The organism is Streptomyces sp. CB02400, from assembly GCF_001905725.1.
GTDB classification, from domain to species: Bacteria; Actinomycetota; Actinomycetes; order Streptomycetales; family Streptomycetaceae; genus Streptomyces; species Streptomyces atrovirens.
Genome location: NZ_LIWB01000003.1, coordinates 101,432 through 121,030, shown reverse-complemented (window position 1 = coordinate 121,030; position 19,599 = coordinate 101,432). Strand labels below are relative to the sequence as shown.

Below are 19,599 nucleotides of genomic sequence, written 5' to 3'. Positions count from 1 at the left end.
GGTGGAGAGGAGCGACGGAGATGAGCGATGCCGTGGACGCGATCATCGACCAGTGGGCGAAGGAGCGTCCCGATGTGGTGGGGGATCTCTGGCCGGTGGAACTCTTCGCACGGATCCAGCGGCTGGCCCGGGTGATCGACAAGTCCGCCAGGGCCACGGCCGCCGCGCACGGAGTGGAACACGGCGAGTTCGACGTGCTCACCACGCTGCAGCGCTCCGGGCCTCCCTATGCCCTCACCGCCGGGGCCTTCCTCAAAGCGTCCATGGTGACCTCCGGAGCGATCACCAACCGCATCGACAGGATGGAGGCCAAGGGCCTCGTCGAGCGGGTGCGCGAAGGCGGCGACCGGCGCACCGTCAAGATCCGCCTCACCGAGCACGGACACGAGGTCACCCGGGCCGCCTTCGCCGACCATCTGGCGGACTACGCGCAACTGCTCGTCGGCGTGGACCGCGGCCTGGTCGAGAAGACCGCCGAGGGCCTCCGGCAGGTGCTGGAGAACCTCGGCGACACGGCCGTCACATGATGGCCGCCCGACGGCCGACCACCGCGGTCCGGGCGGGCCGCGGCCCGCGGTAGTCGTCCCTCATGCCGTGCGGCCGGGGATCAGCCGCCCAGGACCGAGCCGAACTCGGCGTTCGGGTGGGTGAGGCCGAAGTCCCGCGGGCCGAACGAGGTCGCGCCGGCCGTCGTCAGGCCGGTCGCCGAGCCGCGCAGCACCCAGTCGGCGCCGTCGCGCACCGATCCGGCGAAGACGTCCTCGCCCTTCGCCGCGACCGTGAGGTCCGCCGCGCCGTCACCGTCGAGGTCGGCGATGTCCACGGCGGAGCCGAACCAGTCGTCCGTCTCCGCCGTGTCGGGCACGCCGTCGGCGGCCTGGTGGAACACCTGGGCGCCGGTGTCGGTCAGGCCGGTGGCCGTGCCCCGGAGCAGCACCGTCGCGCCGGTCCCCGACACGCCCCGGACCGTCGCGCCCGGCGCCCCGACCGCCACGTCGTCGTAGCCGTCGCCCGTGACGTCGCCGACCGCGACGGAGGCGCCGAAGTTGTCGCCGGCCCGGCTGCCGCCCGGGGCGTCGAGCGTGGCGGTGCGGTGGGCGCCGAGGCCGTCCGCGCTGCCGTAGCGGACGTGGAGGAGGCCCGCGGCGTCCGAGTACTCGCCCGTGGTCGTCGCCGAGGCGGGAACGTGGCCGGTGACGAGGTCGGCGTGGCCGTCGCCGTCGATGTCCCCGGCCGCGACGGAGACGGTGGGTGCCTCGCCCGTACCGGAGGCGTCGGTGCCCGGGGACGGCACGGAGACCGCCTCCAGCCCGCTGTCGCTCCACGTGTAGACGCCGGTGTGCCGGCAGCCGCCCGCCGTCCCGCCGCAGTTCTCCGGGCCGGTGACGACGAGCTGGGCGCGTCCGGCGCCGGTGAAGTCGCCGGCGGTGAGGGTGCGCGGCTGTATGTAGGCGTTGTAGTTGTGGAAGCGCGCCACATCGGTGGGCGCCGTGCGGCCCGCCAGGTCGTCGTACGCCCACAGGTTGGTGCGGCTGAGGGTGGCGATCTGCGGGACGCCGTCGCCGTCCAGGTCGGCGACGACGACCTTCTTGCCGTAGTCCTTCTCCGCGGACCACTCGCTGGTGGCGTACGGGCTGACCATCGTCATGCCGTCGCCGCTCAGGCCGTCCGGGCCGCCCCACAGCACGGTGAGCGTGCCGTAGGAGCTGCTGTACCGCACCGCTTCGCCCGGCGCTCCGACGACGAGGTCGGTGTAACCGTCGGCGTCCAGGTCGCCACTGGCGTGCGTGGCGCCGAACAGCTGGTACGAGCCGGCGTCGCCGGGGACGCCCGCGGAGTTCTGGGTGAGGGTGGTCGAGCGGGCGGGCGAGACGCCGTCGGCGGACCCGTACAGGACGGTGACCGAGCCGGCGTCGGTACGGCCGTCGACGGGAGCACCGGGGGTGGCCACGACGAGGTCGGCGACGCCGTCGCCGTTGAAGTCGTCGGCCGCGGAGGTCGCCGCGCTCGCTGTGGGGGCGAGGGTCAGGGACAGGCCCGCGGCTGCCGTGGCGACCGCCAGGGCGACGGCCAGGGTGCGTGTGCGCAAGATTGCTCCAGTCTCGAAGGACAGCAGTGAGGCGTGGGGGGCCATACGCACGACGGTCCGGGTGGGGCAGGGGTTGTACCCGGACGGACGGGAACCGGGCCCTGTGGGCGAACAACCCCAGGTCCTTCACCCGTGGTTCACATCCGGCCGGGTACTGCCGCTCCTGGCCTGCGTCCCGTCGCGATACCCGGCGAGGAACCGCGCGGTGCCCGGGCCGTCTTCGAGAGGTCCGCCGACCGGGCGAGGAGCGCCTGCTGATCCGAGCCACGGAACCACCGGCCGGCGGGCGCGGACGAGTGACGTCCCGCGCCCGCCGGCCGGATTGGCCGGTTCCTGTTGCGTACCGGTATCACCCGGACACCGGCCGTTCACCGGGGCCGCCGGGGAACGTTGGATTCCGGCGGGATGCTCCGGGCGTGAGACGGATTACGGGAATCGTCCTCGCGGTGCTGCTGACGGCCGGTGTGGTGGCCGCCGTCGTCGCGGGCCGGGACAGCGGGGAGACGGGCACGGCAACGAAGACCGTGCGCATGGTGATCGGATCGGAGAAGGCGGGGTTCTTCGCCGATCCGGACGTGGTGGAGGCCCTCGCCGCCAAGGGCTACACCGTCGAGGCCGAGACCTCCGGGTCCTGGGCCATGGAAGGGCTGGACCTCAAGGGGTACGACCTGGCGTTCCCGTCCAGCCGGGCGCCCGCCGCCGAGCTGGCCGAGAAGCACGGGGTACGGGGAATGCTCCCGCGCCCGTTCTACTCGCCCCTCGTCGTCGTGTCCCGTCGCGGTGCCGCCGAGGTGCTGGCCGCCAACGGGCTGGCCGTGCTCGACGGGAAGAACCCGGGCACGCTGAAGATGGCCGCCTACCTCGACGCGGCCGAGCACGACCGCACCTGGCAGCAGCTCGAGGGGGCCGGGAAGTACGGGGAGCTGACCGGCACCCTCTACATCTCCAGCACCGACCCGGAGACCTCCAACTCCGGTGCGCTGTACCTGGCCGCCGCCTCCTACGTCGCCAACGGCGGCAAGGTGGTCGCGAGCGACGCCGAGATCGGGCGCACCGCTCCCCTGCTGCGCAAGCTGGTCGGCGTCCAGGGCGCCCAGCAGGCCGGCACGGACGCGGCGTTCCGGGACTTCGTCAGCGGGGCCGGCAACCCGCTCGTCCTCGTCTACGAGTCCCAGGTGGCCGCGCTCCTCAACGAGCAGCAGAACGCGGACGACCTCGCCGTCCTCTACCCGGACACCACGGTCAACAGCGACCACACCGTCGTACCGCTCACCGAGAACGGCCGGAAGGTCGCCGAACTCCTCGGCGACGACCCGGCTCTGCGCAAACTGGCCGTCCGGCACGGTTTCCGCCCGCAGGGCGACGTCACCGAGTTCGCGGCGGCCGCCGTGGGCCGCACCGCCTACCTCAAGCAGCGACTGACCGGCGTCCGCCAGGCGCCCGTGCCCACCTCCGCGGTGCTGCACGAGCTGGCGCGACGGGCGCGCGGATAAGGGGGAACAGCGACAGATGAGCAGCACCGACGGGGACTTCGTCCTCACACCGCCCGAGGCCGTCGCGCCCGTGCCCCGGGAGAGGGCCGGCGGACTCGTGCCCGTCGACGACGGCGTACGCGCCGACATGGCGGCCAAGGCCGCCGCGTACGTCGAGGGGCTGGCCGTCCTGGACGCCCGCTCCCCCGAGTTCGCGGGCAAGGTCGGTGAGATCACCGCACTGGGTGCCGGTGAGATGCGTACCGCCACCGCGCAGTCCAACCGCATGCTGGAACGCACGGTCCGGAGCCTGCCCGGCAAGGGCGGCGACGCCCAGTCCAAGGTCGCCGGGTCGCTCGTGGAGCTGCGGCGCGTGGTCGAGGACCTGGACCCGCGCGACCTGCCCGCGAACAGGGGCCGCAAGTTCCTCTCCCGGCTGCCCGGCGGCAACCGGCTGCGCGACCACGTCGCCAAGTACGCCTCCGCGCAGGGCACCCTGAACGGCATCGTGGGCGCGCTGCGCGGCGGACAGGACGAACTGCGCCGCGACAACGCCGCGTTGCAGACGGAGCGGGTCCGCCTGTGGGAGACCATGGGCAAGCTCCAGGAGTACGTCGTCCTGACGGAGGCCCTGGACTCGGCCGTGGAGCGGCACATCGCGGGCGTCGGGACCACCGATCCCGTACAGGCCGACTCGCTCCGCGCCGACGTCCTCTTCCCCGTCCGGCAGAAGCACCAGGACCTGCTCACCCAGCTCGCCGTGTGCGCGCAGGGCTACCTCGCCATGGACGTCGTACGGCGCAACAACGACGAGCTGATCAAGGGCGTGGACCGGGCGGCCACGACGACCGTGTCGGCGCTGCGGATCTCCGTGATGCTGGCGTCCGCGCTCGACCACCAGAAGAAGGTCGTCGAGCAGGTCGACGCGCTGCGCGGGACCACCGAGGAGCTGATCCGGGGCAACGCGGAGATGCTGGCGACGCAGAGCGGGGAGAGCCGGCGCATCGCCGCCGACCCGGCGGTCGGGGCCGAGACCCTGCGCACCGCGTTCCAGCAGATCTACCGCACCCTCGACGCCATCGACACCTACAAGGTGCGGGCGACCGAGGCCATGGCGGCGACGGTGGAGAACCTGACCTCCGAACTCCAGCACGCGAGCACCTACTTGGAGCGCAGCCGGTCGCAGGGTGTGCTGGAAGGCGGCCTCGGATGAGACGACGGTCCCTGGCCGCGCTGCTCGCCGCCGGCACAATCCTGCTGAGCGCGTGCACCGCCGGGCCGGACTCGCGGGACGACGAGGACCCGCACGCCGCCGCGCCGGGCACGCTGCGGGTGCTGGCCTCCAGCGAACTCAGCGACATGACCCCGGTCCTCGAACGGGTCGAGAAGGACACCGGCGTCACCGTCCGGCCGACCTACATGGGAACGCTCGACGCCGTGGACATGCTGGCCACGGGGAAGACGGACGGCCGGTACGACGCCGTGTGGCTGTCCTCCAACGACTATCTGCGGCTGCGCCCGGAGGCGGCCGAGAAGGTCGTCTCGGAGACGCCCGTGATGACGAGCCCCGTCGCCATCGGTGTCAGGACGGCCACCGTGGAACGGCTGGGCTGGAAGCCGGAGGAGGTCACCTGGTCCGCGATCGAGCGGGCCGTCCGGGACGGCGGGCTCACCTACGGCATGACCGACCCGACCCGCTCCAACTCCGGTTTCTCCACGCTGGTCTCCGTCGCCTCGGCGCTCTCCGGCGCGCAGTCCGCGCTCACCGACGCCGACGTGACGAAGGCGACGCCACGGCTGAAGGAGTTCTTCGAGGGGCAGAAGCTCACCTCGGGTTCGTCGGGCTGGCTGGCGGGCGCGTACGACCGCCGCGGTGACGTCGACGCGCTCCTCAACTACGAGTCCGTCCTCAAGGGCTTCAAGGGCCTGACGGTGATCCGCCCGAAGGACGGGGTGGTCACCGCCGACTATCCGCTCTCCTCCCTCGCCTCCACCGACGCGGCCACCCGCGACGACGTGCGCCGGGTAACGGAGGCGCTGCGCTCGGACGCCGTGCAGCGGCTGATCACCGACCGCACGCTGCGCCGCCCGGTCGTCGCCTCGGTGGAACCCGCGGCCGGACTGGACACCGGCCGCAGGCGCGAACTGCCCTTCCCCGGCAGTCGTTCCGTCGCCGACGGGCTGCTCGACGCGTACGAGAACCAGCTGCGCCGCCCCTCCCGGACGGTGTACGTCCTCGACACCTCCGGCTCGATGGAGGGCGAGCGGATCGGCCGGCTGAAGCAGGCCCTCACCGGCCTCACCGGCGACTTCCGCGACCGGGAGGAGATCACCCTGATGCCGTTCGGCACGGACGTGAAGAGCGTGCGCACCCATGTCGTGCGCCCCGACGATCCGCGGCGGGGGATCGCCGCGATCCGCCGGGACACGGAAGAGCTGCGGGCCGAGGGCGACACCGCGATCTACACGTCCCTGCGGAAGGCGTACGACCATCTGGGCGGCGGTGAGGACACGTTCACGTCGATCGTGCTGATGACGGACGGCGAGAACACGGCGGGCGACGGGGCCGGTGACTTCGACGCCTTCTACGCGGGGCTGGCCCGCGAGCGGCAGGACATCCCCGTCTTCCCCATCCTGTTCGGCGACTCCGACCGGGCCGAGCTGGAGCACATCGCCGAGCTGACCGGCGGCCGGCTGTTCGACGGGCAGGGTTCGCTGGACGGGGCGTTCGAGGAGATCCGTGGTTATCAGTAGGTACGTGGAGTCCCGCAAGAACATCGCCGGGTGTGTGGGCGGGCTGGCGGGGCTGGTACTGACGTTCACGGGCGTGGCGGGACCGTACTGGCCGGTCGTGGTGGCCGGGCTGTACGGGGCGGGCGCGCTGGTCGCCCCGCCCGAGCGGCCCGCGCCGCCCGCCTTCCCGGACCCGTCCGCGCAGCTCGACGAGGTGCGGGCCGACTTCGGGCGGCTGCGGGAGTACCTGGGGGACGTCGACCTGCCGCCCACCGCGACGGACCGGCTCACCATGCTGACGGAACTGCTGGCCGCGCTGCTGGATCCCGGGTGGGTGACCGAGATCCTCGCCCAGGACCCGGACGCCGTGCACACCCTGTCCCGGGCCGTGCGGCAGGACGTGCCGGAGGCCGTCGACGTCTACGCACGGACCCGCTGGTGGACGCGGCTGACACCCGGGCAGGTGCCTCCGGAGCAGCACCTGGTGCGTCAGCTCGAGCTGCTGCACGCGGAGGCGGAGCGGCTGGCGCAGGGCCTGCGGGAGACGGAGGCGCGGCGGCAGGAGTCGCACACCCGGTACCTGGAGGACCGGTCTCCGTGAGCCCGGCATGTCCTCGTAGGACCGGAATGGGCGAGGGCCTGTCGTCGGCCTCCCCGCCGGGGCGGGCGGGGAGGAGACGACAGGCCCCATGGCCCGCACGCCGTTGTGCGGGCCTCGCCGGTGTGTTCCGCGGCCGGTCGTGGCGTGACGATCGCTGGTCAGGGCATCCTCAAACCGAGAAGTGACCGGCCGCGGGGTCTGTGCGGGCGTCAGCCCAGGCGCTTCACCAGCGCGTGGTACTGGTCCCACAGCTCCTTGGGCGTGTGGTCGCCGAAGGTGTTGAGGTGGTCGGGGACCAGGGCGGCCTCCTCGCGCCACACGTCCTTGTCGACGGTGAGCAGGAAGTCCAGGTCGGCGTCGGAGAGGTCCAGGCCTTCGGTGTCCAGGGCGGCCTTGGCCGGGAGCACGCCGATCGGGGTCTCGACGCCCTCCGCCTTGCCGTCCAGGCGCTCCACGATCCACTTCAGGACGCGGGAGTTCTCGCCGAAGCCGGGCCAGACGAACTTGCCGTCGTCGTTCTTGCGGAACCAGTTGACGTAGTAGATCTTCGGCAGCCTGGACTGGTCCTTGTCCTTGCCGACCTCGATCCAGTGACCCATGTAGTCGCCCATGTTGTAGCCGCAGAACGGCAGCATGGCGAACGGGTCGCGGCGCAGCTCGCCGACCTTGCCCTCGGCGGCGGCGGTCTTCTCACTGGCCACGTTGGCGCCGAGGAAGACGCCGTGGTTCCAGTCGAAGGACTCCGTCACCAGCGGTACGGCGCTGGCGCGGCGCCCGCCGAAGAGGATCGCGGAGATCGGCACGCCCTTGGGGTCCTCCCACTCGGGCGCGATGATCGGGCACTGCGCGGCGGGGGTGGTGAAGCGGGCGTTGGGGTGCGCGGCGGGCGTACCGGACTCGGGGGTCCAGTCGTTGCCCTTCCAGTCGGTGAGGTGGGCGGGGGTCTCCTCGGTCATGCCCTCCCACCACACGTCGCCGTCGTCCGTCAGCGCCACGTTGGTGAAGACGGAGTTGCCCCACAGGGTCTTCATCGCGTTGGCGTTGGTGTGCTCACCCGTACCGGGGGCGACGCCGAAGAAGCCGGCCTCGGGGTTGATGGCGTACAGGCGGCCGTCCTCGCCGAAGCGCATCCAGGCGATGTCGTCGCCGATCGTCTCGACCGTCCAGCCGGAGATCGTGGGCTCCAGCATGGCGAGGTTGGTCTTGCCGCAGGCGGACGGGAAGGCGGCGGCGACGTACTTGGACTCGCCCTGCGGCGGGGTCAGCTTCAGGATGAGCATGTGCTCGGCCAGCCAGCCCTCGTCGCGGGCCATGACGGAGGCGATGCGCAGGGCGTAGCACTTCTTGCCGAGCAGGGCGTTGCCGCCGTAGCCGGAGCCGTAGGACCAGATCTCGCGGTCCTCGGGGAAGTGGGAGATGTACTTGGTGCTGTTGCAGGGCCAGGGGACGTCCTCCTGGCCGGGCTCCAGCGGGGCGCCGACCGAGTGCACGGCCTTGACGAAGAAGCCGTCGGAGCCGAGCTCGTCCAGGACCGGCTGACCCATCCGGGTCATGGTGCGCATGGAGACGGCGACGTACGCCGAGTCGGTGATCTCGACTCCGATGGCGGACAGCGGCGAGCCGAGCGGGCCCATGCAGAAGGGCACGACGTACATGGTGCGGCCCTTCATCGAGCCGCGGAAGACGCCCTTGTCGCCCCGGAAGATCTCCCGCATCTCGGCGGGGGCCTTCCAGTGGTTGGTCGGGCCGGCGTCCTCCTCCTTCTCGGAGCAGATGAAGGTCCGGTCCTCGACGCGGGCGACGTCGGTGGGGTCGGAGGCCGCGTAGTAGGAGTTGGGGCGCTTGATCGGGTCGAGTTTGCGGAAGGTGCCCTTGGCGACGAGCTCCTCGCACAGGCGTTCGTACTCAGCCTCCGAGCCGTCGCACCAGACCACCCGGTCCGGCTGCGTCAGGTCTGCGATCTCGTTGACCCAGGAAATCAGTCCCTGGTGGGTGGTGGGGACGCTGGGAGCCGCGATGTCGCGCGCCACGATTGCTCCTAAATGAGGGGTTTTTTGTTGGGAGGCCCCGTGGGGGCTGCGACCCGGATGCTTCACGGTTGGAGCTTGGGCGCTCATCCGGTGTCGACCGCACTCATTTGATCATCCGACGAGAGCGCCCATCTGTCCAGAGGGCCGCACAGGTGAGCAACGTGACGATGGCCACGGTTTCTCGTGGCACTTTGCGTGCACGTTGGGTTCACCAGACTGTTTCTTTGCGTGACAACGCGACGGGGCGCCGTGAGATGATGGCCACTCGGCGCGGGTCAATTCGGCACCCCGAGGCATAACTTACGGTTCCGTAGGTACGATGCCGGACATGACTGCGCTCGCCCCCGACGCGCCCGAGAACCCGGCGGCCGACGGCCCTGGTCCGGTCGCGACCTCCCTGCCGCATCCGGTCAAGCCCAAGCTCCGCGGCTGGCTCCACCTCGGCATGTTCCCCGCCGCCCTGGTCGCCGGACTGGCCCTGACCGCCTTCGCCGACTCGACCCGAGGCCGCCTGGCCTGCGGGGTCTACGCCCTGACCGCCTGCCTGCTGTTCGGCGTCAGCGCGCTCTACCACCGGGGCGACTGGAGCCCCCGCATGGACGGGGTGCTGCGCCGCCTCGACCACGCCAACATCTTCCTGATCATCGCGGGCACCTACACCCCACTGACCATCCTGCTGCTGCCGCACTCCAAGGGGCAGTGGCTGCTGTGGGGCATCTGGGCGGCGGCCGCCGCCGGGATCGTCTTCCGGGTCTTCTGGGTCGGCGCGCCCCGCTGGCTCTACACGCCCTGCTACATCGCGATGGGCTGGGCGGCCGTCTTCTTCCTCCCGGACTTCATGCGCACCGGCGGCATCGCCGTACTCGTCCTGGTGGTCGTGGGCGGTCTGCTCTACAGCGCGGGCGGAGTGATCTACGGCATCAAGAAGCCCAACCCGTCACCGCGCTGGTTCGGCTTCCACGAGGTCTTCCACTCCTTCACCCTGGCCGCGTTCATCGCCCACTACGTGGGGATCTCCCTGGTGGCGTACCAGCACGCGTAGTGACTGGTACCGACCGTAGTGACCGGTACCGGCCGTGGTGGCCGACAATCGCCGACAATGGCCGTCATGAAGGCCGCACCCTCCCCCCTCACCCCCGCCGACCCGCCCCGACCGGGGCTGCGCGAGCGGAAGAAGATCAAGACCCGTGAGGCGATCCGCGGCGCGGCCTTCGCACTGATCGGGGAACAGGGCTACGCCGCCACGACGATCGAGCGGATCGCCGAGCGCGCCGAGGTGTCGCCGTCGACCGTCATCCGCTACTTCCCGGCCAAGGAGGACATCGTCCTCACGGACGAGTACGACCGTCCGATGGCCGCGGCACTCGCCGCACGGCCCGCCGGCGAGCCCTGGCCGGCCTCCGTCCGGCACGTGCTGCGCGGGGCCGTGCGCCGCGCGATGGCCGAGCAGCCCGAGGTGACACTGCTGCGGGCCCGGCTGCTGGCCGAGGTCCCGGCGGTGCGCTCCCGGACGCGGGAGAGCCTGTCGGCCACCGGACGGCTCCTCGCCGACGCGATCGCCGCGCGCACCGGGCTCGACCCGGACGGCCTGGAGGTGCGGGTCGCCACGACGTCCCTGCTCGGCGGCCTGCTGGAGGCCGCGACGTACTGGGCCGAACGCGACCACACCGACGACCTCGCCGCCCTCCTCGACCGGGCCCTCGACGTGGTCGAGCACGGCCTGCCCACCGCGAAATCCCGGAGCGGCGGACACCGGACATGACATCCTTGGGCGGGTGAACGGTCCCGAGATCCACGTCGAGTTCGCTCCCGAGCTGCTGCTCTTCGTCCCCAGGGCACGGCCCACCGGTGCCACGAAGGCCGCCACCGACGGCGTCTCCAGCCTCGGCCATGTCGTCGAGTCCCTCGGAGTCCCGCTGACCGAGGTGGGCGCGCTGCTCGTGGACGGCCGCGAGGTACCGGTCGGCCACGTGCCGACCGCGGGCGAGTCGGTGACCGTACGCGCCGTCGCACATCCGCAGCGGGTGCCGGGCGCGCCGTTGCGGTTCCTGCTCGACGTGCACCTCGGCACGCTCGCGCGCCGGCTGCGGCTGCTGGGCGTGGACACGGCGTACGAGTCGACCGACATCGGCGATCCGGCGCTGGCCGCGCGGTCTGCGGCGGAGCAGCGGGTGATGCTCAGCCGGGACCGGGGGCTGCTGCGGCGGCGGGAGCTGTGGGCGGGGGCGTTCGTCTACAGCACCCGGCCCGAGGAGCAACTCACCTACGTGCTCGACCGGTTCCAGCCCGAGCTGCGGCCGTGGAGCCGGTGCACCGCCTGCAACGGGCTGCTGCGCCGGGCCACCAAGGACGAGGTCGCCGACCAGTTGAAGGGCGGGACGCATCGGACGTACGACGTGTTCGCGCAGTGCGGTGAGTGCGGGCGGGCGTACTGGAAGGGCGCGCACCACGAACAGCTGGAGGCTATCGTGGAACGCGCGCTGGGAGCCGTCGTCGGGGAACCGGCCTCCCCCCGGGGGGAATACCGGGACGACGGTTCCTGAACAGAACCGACGCACCCCCTCCGTCCCGGCCCTCGCCCTGGAGCCCACCGTGTCCCTACGGACGATCATCCGCTCGATGCTCCTGCCCCTGTCCGCCGTGCTCGCGGCCGGAACGCTCACCGGCTGCGCGCTGCGGGACCTCACCAGGGACTGCGACGGAACCGACGACCGGGTGAAGGAGACGGCCGCGCTCGGCATCCTCGACTCCCGGCCCACCGGAGCCACCGTCGCCCGGGGCTTCGAGGAGGTCGACGCCGGCTGCTGGGCGGACAGCGGCGACGTCTCGGTGTACGCCGAGCGGACCTACGCCTTCCCCGGCACGAGGACCGAGGTCACCGCGCACTACCGGGCGGCGGCGGTACGCGACGGGTGGGACCCGGACCCCGAAGCCCCGCCCGGCGGCCTGTGCTTCGTCAAGGACGACATGGCCCTGCGGGTCGTCTTCCTCACCGCCGAGCGCCTTGAGGAATACGGCTACGGGGACCGCCCCGACCTCATCGCCGGGGCCGGCTACTCGGTCGGCGTCGACTCCTTCGTGGGCAGCGGCGGTGAGGCGGGCTGTTAGACGCGGCCGTCCAGTGCCGCTCGCAACCGGTCGGGGTCGGTCGTCGGGGTGTCGCAGGTGAAGTTGCGGCAGACGTAGGCGGCCGGTTCGCCCCGGACCAGTGGGCGGTCGGCCAGCAGCGGGAACTCGTCGCTCTCCGGGGTTCCGACGGCGACCACCGCGCCGGGCGCGGAACCCAGGAGTGCCGTGCGGTGCAGGGCGGTCGTGGCCGGGTCGTCGAGCGCCGGGCCGACCACCGCGATCTCCCGCGGCCCGTCCAGTACGGCCTCGGCGACCGCGAGCCCCCACCCGATGAACCGCGGGACCCGCGGGCCGAGCGCCTTCACCACGCCCAGCGCCCGTTCGGCGGCGGTGCGATGGGGCTCGGAACCGGTGTGCGCGGCATAGCCGAGCAGAGCGCCCGCGGCGGCGGTCCAGCCGGACGGGGCGGCGTTGTCGGTCGGGTCCTGCGGACGCCGGATGAGGCGCTCCGCGTCGGACGCCGTGTCGTACAGGGCGCCCGAGTCGGGGTCGGTGAAGCGGGCCAGGACATGGTCGAGGAGCAGTCCGGCGAACTCCAGCCAGACGCCCTCGCCGGTCACCGAGGCGAGTGCCAGGAAGCCCTCCGCGACATCGGCGTAGTCCTCCAGCACCCCGGCGTTGGCCCCGGTGCGGCCGTCCTTGCTGGTGCGGGCGATCCGGGCCTGGTCGTCCAGGTGCAGCCGGACCAGCAGGTCACCGGCGGCGACGGCGGCCTCGACGAGGTCCGGCCGGTCGAAGTAGGCGCCGGTCTCGGCGAGCGCGGCGATCGCGAGGCCGTTCCAGGCGGCGACCACCTTGTCGTCCCGGCCGGGCGCGGGCCGGGCGGAGCGCGCCGCGAGCAGCCGCTCCCTGATGCCGTCGATCCGCCCGGCGTCGAACACCCCTTCCTGCTGCGGGAGTTGCAGCACCGAGGCGCCTTCCTCGAAGGTGCCCTCCACGGTCACGCCGAAGTACCGTGCGGCGAGTTCCGCGTCGTCGTCCCCGAGGACCTCGCGCAGTTGCGCGGGCGTCCAGACGTAGTACGCGCCCTCGACGTGCCGGCCCGTGCCGCCCTCCCGTCGCCCGCCACCACCCTTCTGACGACGCCCTTCGGGCGACACCACCTCTTCGCTGTCGGCGTCCAGCGCGGACGCGAAACCGCCCTCGGTGGTGCGCAGTTCGCGGACCATGAAGTCGGCGGTCTCCAGCGCGACGCGGCGGGCGAGCTCCGAACCGGTGGCCCGCCACAGGTGGGCGTAGACCCGGCACAGCAGGGCGTTGTCGTAGAGCATCTTCTCGAAGTGCGGCACGATCCAGTCGCGGTCGACGGAGTACCGGGCGAAGCCGCCGCCGAGCTGGTCGTAGATCCCGCCGCGCGCCATGCGCTCGCAGGTGTCCGCCGCCATCTGCAGCGCGCCCTCGGCGCCGGTGCGGGCGTGGTGGCGCAGCAGGAACTCCAGCACCATGGACGGCGGGAACTTCGGCGCCCCGCCGAACCCGCCGCGCTGCGGGTCGTACTCCCTGGTCAGCCCGAGCAGCGCCTGGGCGAGCTCCTGCTCGCCGGGCACCTGGTCGTCGCCGTAGGACAGCTCCCGGCCGGCCAGATCCCGGGCGATCTTCCCGGCCACCTCGTCGACCTCTCCGCGCCGCTCGTCCCACGCCTGGTGGACGCCCTGGAGCACCTGCCGGAAGGAGGGCATGCCGTGCCGGGGGGCGGGCGGGAAGTACGTACCGAAGTAGAACGGCTCGGCGTCCGGGGTGAGGAACACGGTCATGGGCCAGCCGCCCTGCCCGGTCGCCGCCTGCACCGCCTCCATGTAGACGGCGTCTACATCCGGGCGCTCCTCACGGTCCACCTTGACGCTGACGAAGTGCGCGTTCATCTCGTCGGCGGTGGCCCGGTCCTCGAAGGACTCGTGCGCCATGACATGGCACCAGTGGCAGCTCGAATAGCCCACACTCAAGAGGATGGGCACGTTCCGCCGCTTGGCTTCCGCCATCGCCTCCTCTCCCCATGGCCACCAATCCACCGGGTTGGAGGCGTGCTGGAGCAGATAAGGCGACTGGGAGTCAGCCAGGCGATTCATACCAGCATCGTCGCACGCCCGGGCCCGTCCGGCCCAGCTTGCGATGCCCATGTCGGCCTGCTCGCCGGCATCGACGGAGCCGTGCCGGAGCTCCTGGATGCCTCGCCCTCGTCATGCGGTCCCACGGGGTCGGGGCGGGTCCGGCGGATCATGTGCGGGCGCGCCGGGAGCGGACAGTGCGACGTGCCGCAACCGCAGAATCCTACGGATGCCTCGCGCGTCGCGGACACCGAAGCCGCCACCCGCTCGTCAAAAGGGGCACCGGTCGAGTGGCGTGCTTCTGACGGCCCCCCGCTCGGTGAGTCCGTCGGGGAAAAGGAACGAATAGCATCGGTGGGAACCGTTCGCCCGGTACTTCACCACGACGCGCGGCGTCGAGTCCGTGAGCCGTGCCTGCCACTCGTTCCTCGTCGCGGCATGGGAGATCTCCTGGTCGGTCAGCACTCCGTCGCCGAGAGCCCGTGCGATGCGGGACCGGGTCAGCCCCGACTGCTTGCCGAACGATTCGTCCGTCGGCACCTCCGCGCGGTCGAAGAACGCCGGCACGGCATACGCGACCCACAGGGCGACAGCCACGAAGGCCAGGACCGCCGCACCGGCGGTCAGGCCCGCGCACCCGCCCAGCCACCTCGTCACGGTGACTGGGCGGGTGCGCGGCTCCCGGTGCGGCGTCACTTCACGAACCCACGTACCCGATGTCGTCCAGACGCTGACGCATCACCGCGGCATAGCCCGTCGTGCCGGCGCTCTTCGGGTGGAAGGACTCGCGGCTGAGGCAGTCCCCACCGAGCCATTCCCAGGTGCATGCCTGCGACGCGGGGTCTCCGGCGTGGAAGTCGCCCTCGCCATTGGGGCCGATGACGATCTTGTTGATCCACTCCGGGTCGTCACAGCCTCCGTGACCGACGAAGGCGCTGACCGGGTCGGCATACTGGATCCTGTACTTCTGCGGGCCCGTGCGGAGACGGTCCACCATCTCCCGCTGCTCCGCGTTGGCGTAGTTCACGAGCTCCGCGAGAGCGGCCACCTCGGGCATGTCGTAGTACCACGAGCCCGCACACTTGACGGTACGGCTGAGGAGCTCGGGGTACCCCATGAGCATCACCGTCGCGTTGGGCGCCTTCCCGGCGATGTCCGTCATGACGTACTCCAGGTCGGCGACCATGCGGTCCACGATGGCCTTCTTCTCGGTCAGGAAGCCCGAGTCGTCACTGCAGTCGGTGATGTTGCCGCACTCCTGCATGGCGTTGGCGAAACCGTTCTCGTCATTGCCTCCCAGAGTGAGCATCACCAGCGTGGTGCTGTCGTCCAGAACCCCGGAATCCACCTGGCGCACCTCGCGGAACTGGCCCTCGTTGTGATTCTGCGGGCTGTTTCCCGAGGGCACGTAGGCCACGTTCTTGGTCATCGCGCCCGAGCACGCGACGAATCCGAGTTCCGCGTTCGTGGACCAGTCGTCGCTCAGTTCGCCGAGCGGCGCGGACTGGCCCGGGAGGACGATCTTGCGCGCCCAGGCGTTGTCGCTGCGCCGGCAGCCGTTCCAGTCCGCGATGCCGTGGTGCTTGTCGGACTCGGGGGAATAGTCGCCGGCGCCCTCACCGGAGGTGTAGGAGTCGCCCAGCACGGCGACGACGTGCTGGGGCTTGGCGGCGAGCGGCTGGAAGGCGACGGCGTCCCAGGCGATGTCGTTGTCGGCGGTGCCGTCCTCCGTCTCGTTGTCCAGGACGACGCTGGGTACGCCGTCGAAGCGGTACACGCCCAGCGACACCCACTTGTTCGTACGGACGTTGGTGTTCACGTAACGCTCCCGCGGCGCGCTGCCGTCGCCCAGGTCGATGCGGTAGCGCGCCTGCTGGGTGTGGGCACCGGTGTCGGGCAGATGCACGAGCACACGGGCCCACTGGTCCATGTTCCTGTCCAGTTTCCAGGTGCCCGTGACCCGCATCTTGTCGATGCTCTTCTGTCCGTTGCGGGTGTGGGCGAACCAGAAGTGGGACCCGAACCCGCCGCCGACCTGGTGGAAGTCCTCCTTGCCCTCATACGTGGTGACTGTGCTGTCGGTCCCGTTGGGGGCGGTCGGAGCGAACTCCCACTCCAGTCTGCCCGCGTTGGTCCAGGACTTGCCGCAGTCCGTGCGCATGGTCGGCACGCTGTCGGCGACGTCGTCGATGATCAGCGCGTTGGAAGGCAGACCACCGGTGCTGCACGTGGGTGTGCCGCTGTTGCCCCGGCCGAGTTCCGAGCGCAGGGTCTTGTAGGTGAGGGTCTCGAAGCCGCAGTCGCCGGAGCACGTCTTCCACTTGGCGTTTCCGTCGTACCAGCGCGCTTCGAAGCAGTCCAGGGTGGTGCAGTCCGGCGGGCTGGTGTCGTCGCAGCCGTTGGTGTCGTTGCAGAAGGCGTTGAGCGGCGGCTTGATGCCGGTCGTACGGTAGAGGGCGCTGTTCCACCAGGCCGCCTGGTAGCCGTGCGTGTTGCTGTCGTTCTGCTCGCCGGAGTCGCTGTAGGCGCGTCCGGTGTCGATGGGGAACGCGGCCCAGCCCATCACCTTCTCGGGGTAGGGCCAGTCCTGCGGATGGGCGGCGTCCGCGTAGCTGTTGTTGTCGAGGAAGGCGTTGCGGTCCGCCGGGTACTTCGGGTTGGCGGGGTTGTTCAGCCAGCCGAGACCCCACTTGCCCTCGGAGTCAGGGGTGTTGAAGCCCAGGTTGTAGTTCCACACCGCGGCGAACCAGTTCTCGATGTTGCGCGGGTCGTCGTCGTTGATCTCGACGCGCTGGCCGTCGGTGTGCAGCTCGTTCCACTTCTTCGACAGGGTCTGCGCCGCGACGGCGACGTTGGCCGCGTAGTCGAGGGCGATCGCGCGCTGCTGGTCCGCGGGGAACGCCGCGGGCTTGCCCGGCTGCTGACGGGAGGCGCTGCTCATGCCGTCGGTCTGCTGGCCCATGCCGTAGCCGCAGTCCGCCTCGGCCCAGTTGACGGTCCAGTACTTGTCGGGGTCGTAACCGGGCGTGCCGGGGTAGATGTTGGTGCCGTAGAAGTTCCCGATCAGCGGGCTGCCGGTCTGGCCCGGCAGCACGTGATGGGTCGACTGCCAGAGGTTGGACTCCTGGGCGAGAACGCCCAGCAGCACCTGGGCCGGTATCCGGGAGCCCGCCGGCGCGTCCTTGAGTTCCGGCAGCGGGAACATGGAGGACGGCGACACCGACGAGCCGAGTCCGGCCTGGGAGCGCCAGCCGCCCTGGGCGACCCAGCCGCTGGTGAGGTTGCCCCGGATCGCCATGTCCACCGCCCACTCGACCTGGTTGGGGGTGGGTTGCAGCGCCTGGTAGTTGGGGTGGTTACGAGGGACGCCGCACGTGGCTTCCGGATCGTACGTGGTGGAGGAGGAGTCGACCGCGGCCAGCAGGCGGGGCCCGGCCGCCTGGGTCCGCGTGCCCTGCTCCTGCTTCCCGGAGCCGCCCGCATCCGCCGGGGAGGCGGTCCGCAGGGCCGGTGAGGGCTTCTCCGGGGTGGAGGCCGTCTTGCCGGGGACGGTGAACTCGACCTTCTTGTCGGTCTGCGGCACCTCGGCCTCGACCCGGTACGGCAGCGCGATGCCTTCGTCCGCCCGATCGGCCAGCGGGTCCGGTGACCCGTGCGTGCGCAGGCCGGCGGAGACGGCCTTGCGCACGGCCAGACGTCCGTGCGAGGAGACCTGGGCGTCGGCCGCGACGTCCAGGCGCTTGATGCTCGCCGGCAGGGCGGTCACGTCCTCGGCATCGCCGGTGAGGAAGAGCCTGCCGCCGGTGCCGCCGACGAGACCGACCCGGCCGAGCCGGCCGTGAGCGAGGGTACCGACCTTGCCGTCGGACGTCGTACGGCGAACGTTGACCCGGTCGCCCTCGCGGTCGAGGAAGCCGACTCCGCCGTCGGCGTCCGGGTGCAGGCGGAACGCGGGACCCGACGTCTCGCCGATCACTTTCCTGCGCCCGTCGGCGGCGACCCGGGTCAGCTTGTCGCCGAAGGCCGCGACGATGCCGTCCTCGACCGGCACGGCCGACGTCGCCTCGCCCGGCACGATCTGAGTACGGGTGACCTTGCCGGTGGAGGCGTCGAGCCGCAGCAGCCGGGTCCTGCCCACCGACTCGTCGCCGAACTGACTGAGCACCACGGTCTCGTCCGTGCCGCAGCCGGGGTTGAAGTAGGCCAGGGAGACCTGCTCCCGCAACTTGGTCACCTTGCCGTCCGCCAGGTCCACCACGGCCGCGAAGCCGCCCCGGTCGAACAGCGCCGGCTCGTTGGTGAAGGTCCGGGGCGCGTAGGCGACGACCGCACGCTTCCCCGAGCCCGTGACGCACACGTTGCCGATCCAGGCGTCGGCGTCGAAGCCGTCCTCACGCAGGGTCGCGACCTCACGCCACTGGTACGCTTCGGAACTCTCCGCGACCAGCAGGTGCAGCCCCTGCGGGTCACCGACCACGGTGACGGCCCGGTCGTCCGAGGTGCGCCAGCCCTGCGGAAGCGTTCCGTCCGGCTTCTCCACCTTCGACGGACCGCTGTCGACGGGGCCGGACCGGTCACCGGCATCCGCGGAGGGGTTCGCGGAGGGCTCCGGAGTCGGGGGCTGTTCCGTACTTCTCGCTGTCGCCGCCGTGTCCTGCCCGTCGGGGCCCGCCCAGGCGTAGGCCGACGGCAGCAGCGCCGCGGCCATGGCCGCGGCTGTGACGGCAGCCCATCTGCTTCTGCTTCTTCGTCTCAAGAGTTCTCCAGGGTCCGGTGGTGCATCTGACCGAACAGACTCCGCCGGCAAGGCGGACACGTGGACGTGTCCGCCTGTCAGCCGCGCAGAACCGCCCCAAGGTGACAACGGGCAAGCGCGGCGCCCTCGTACACCGAAGCCCTCCGCCCGCGAATCGCCCCGTGAGCGAAGGAGTGGTCTGGTCCACTCCTTCGAGCGGCGGCCATAGTAGGTACCGCGCGTACATGTCAGGCAAGACTTGATCACGCAATAGCCGAAAACCGTCCCTGGTTCCCCTCGGCGGCACGACCGTGAAGCCTTTGCGGCGAGCGTGTGAGCACGGCGGAACGGGCAGTACAGGTCGGCTGATTTCCGCCTGCCGTGACACATGCGCCGTGTCCGGGTACGGCCTGCGGGTGGTACGGGCCCTCGGGTGGCTGCTCCTGGCCGCCGTCGCCACCGTGCCGGTGCCGATGCCGTGGGGCCCGCCCCAGGACGCCCCCGACCCGGTCGACCGCCGGGGCCTGTACGGCAGTCGGCTGTCGACCGAGCGGTTCGAGAAGTCGCTGCGGGTCGTCATCAACTCCGTGGTCTTCCGCTCCTCCGGGCAGGAACTGACCACCGCGGGCACCTACGTCGAGATGACCTCCCGCGTCGTCGAACCGGCCCTGCTCGGACTCGCGGCCCTCGCGGTCCGCAGCCGGGTGAAGAGGTAGCGCCGGCGCAGCCGTTGATCGTCGCCCCCTCGCGCTGACGGCCCGTACG

At 71.4% G+C, this 19,599-nt stretch carries 14 protein-coding genes and 1 pseudogene; 10 read left to right on the top strand and 5 right to left on the bottom strand.

Annotation, left to right across the window (positions count from 1 at the left end):
• The first annotated feature begins 20 nt into the window (after positions 1–20).
• Positions 21–527: a MarR family winged helix-turn-helix transcriptional regulator gene (locus tag AMK33_RS08635; RefSeq protein WP_073932185.1), complete on the top strand. Its 507-nt coding sequence runs from the start codon at positions 21–23 to the stop codon at positions 525–527.
• 80 nt (positions 528–607) lie between these two features.
• Here AMK33_RS08635 and AMK33_RS08630 read toward each other — a convergent pair whose 3' ends face one another.
• The gene (locus AMK33_RS08630) at positions 608–2,089 is read right to left on the bottom strand and encodes an FG-GAP-like repeat-containing protein (protein ID WP_158075116.1); all 1,482 of its coding nucleotides are present in this window, start codon (positions 2,087–2,089) and stop codon (positions 608–610) included.
• 416 nt (positions 2,090–2,505) lie between these two features.
• Between AMK33_RS08630 and AMK33_RS08625 the strand changes: the two genes are divergently transcribed.
• The 4 genes from AMK33_RS08625 to AMK33_RS08610 are packed head-to-tail and all read left to right on the top strand — an operon-like array spanning position 2,506 to position 6,895.
• Complete coding sequence (locus AMK33_RS08625; protein WP_073932183.1) at positions 2,506–3,582, top strand: substrate-binding domain-containing protein; 1,077 nt, start codon at positions 2,506–2,508, stop codon at positions 3,580–3,582.
• A gap of 16 nt (positions 3,583–3,598) precedes the next feature.
• Positions 3,599–4,774 carry a toxic anion resistance protein gene (locus AMK33_RS08620; RefSeq protein WP_073932182.1) on the top strand — a complete coding sequence of 392 codons (1,176 nt, stop codon included), beginning with the start codon at positions 3,599–3,601 and terminating at the stop codon, positions 4,772–4,774.
• The gene (locus AMK33_RS08615; RefSeq protein ID WP_073932181.1) at positions 4,771–6,315 is read left to right on the top strand and encodes a substrate-binding and vWA domain-containing protein; all 1,545 of its coding nucleotides are present in this window, start codon (positions 4,771–4,773) and stop codon (positions 6,313–6,315) included. Before AMK33_RS08620 ends, AMK33_RS08615 begins: the two co-directional genes overlap by 4 nt.
• The gene (locus AMK33_RS08610) at positions 6,302–6,895 is read left to right on the top strand and encodes a hypothetical protein (protein ID WP_073932180.1); all 594 of its coding nucleotides are present in this window, start codon (positions 6,302–6,304) and stop codon (positions 6,893–6,895) included. The genes AMK33_RS08615 and AMK33_RS08610 overlap by 14 nt, the downstream gene beginning before the upstream one ends.
• 209 nt (positions 6,896–7,104) lie before the next feature.
• Here the strand turns inward: AMK33_RS08610 and AMK33_RS08605 are convergent, their stop codons facing one another.
• Positions 7,105–8,925, bottom strand: coding sequence for a phosphoenolpyruvate carboxykinase (GTP) (locus tag AMK33_RS08605; protein ID WP_073932179.1), 1,821 nt, complete (start codon positions 8,923–8,925; stop codon positions 7,105–7,107).
• A gap of 328 nt (positions 8,926–9,253) precedes the next feature.
• Here AMK33_RS08605 and trhA point away from each other — a divergent pair, with 328 nt between their 5' ends.
• The 4 genes from trhA to AMK33_RS08585 all read left to right on the top strand — a co-directional run bounded on the left by trhA (position 9,254) and on the right by AMK33_RS08585 (position 12,033).
• A complete protein-coding gene (trhA, locus tag AMK33_RS08600; protein ID WP_073932585.1) occupies positions 9,254–9,967 on the top strand; it encodes a PAQR family membrane homeostasis protein TrhA in 714 nt (237 codons plus the stop codon).
• A gap of 66 nt (positions 9,968–10,033) precedes the next feature.
• Positions 10,034–10,687: a TetR/AcrR family transcriptional regulator gene (locus tag AMK33_RS08595; protein WP_073932584.1), complete on the top strand. Its 654-nt coding sequence runs from the start codon at positions 10,034–10,036 to the stop codon at positions 10,685–10,687.
• A 13-nt stretch (positions 10,688–10,700) separates the two neighbouring features.
• Positions 10,701–11,468, top strand: a complete 768-nt coding sequence (locus tag AMK33_RS08590; RefSeq protein WP_073932178.1) for a Mut7-C RNAse domain-containing protein — start codon at positions 10,701–10,703, stop codon at positions 11,466–11,468.
• A gap of 49 nt (positions 11,469–11,517) precedes the next feature.
• Positions 11,518–12,033 carry a hypothetical protein gene (locus AMK33_RS08585; protein ID WP_073932177.1) on the top strand — a complete coding sequence of 172 codons (516 nt, stop codon included), beginning with the start codon at positions 11,518–11,520 and terminating at the stop codon, positions 12,031–12,033.
• Here the strand turns inward: AMK33_RS08585 and AMK33_RS08580 are convergent.
• From AMK33_RS08580 to AMK33_RS08570, 3 genes are all read right to left on the bottom strand, one after another.
• On the bottom strand, positions 12,030–14,120 hold the full coding sequence (locus tag AMK33_RS08580; RefSeq protein WP_073932176.1) for a thioredoxin domain-containing protein: 2,091 nt from the start codon (positions 14,118–14,120) through the stop codon (positions 12,030–12,032). The genes AMK33_RS08585 and AMK33_RS08580 overlap by 4 nt on opposite strands.
• Before the next feature lie 249 nt (positions 14,121–14,369).
• Entirely contained in the window at positions 14,370–14,756 is a 387-nt protein-coding gene (locus AMK33_RS08575; protein WP_143203812.1) for a hypothetical protein, read from the bottom strand.
• Positions 14,757–14,796: 40 nt separating this feature from the next.
• Positions 14,797–18,807 (bottom strand): SGNH/GDSL hydrolase family protein, encoded by a 4,011-nt coding sequence (locus AMK33_RS08570; RefSeq protein ID WP_073932174.1) that lies wholly within the window; start codon positions 18,805–18,807, stop codon positions 14,797–14,799.
• 419 nt (positions 18,808–19,226) lie between these two features.
• On the opposite strand from AMK33_RS08570, the pseudogene AMK33_RS08565 reads away from it, so the two are divergent.
• Positions 19,227–19,550, top strand: a pseudogene (locus AMK33_RS08565) (pentapeptide repeat-containing protein); the annotation flags it as partial.
• Positions 19,551–19,599 lie beyond the last annotated feature (49 nt).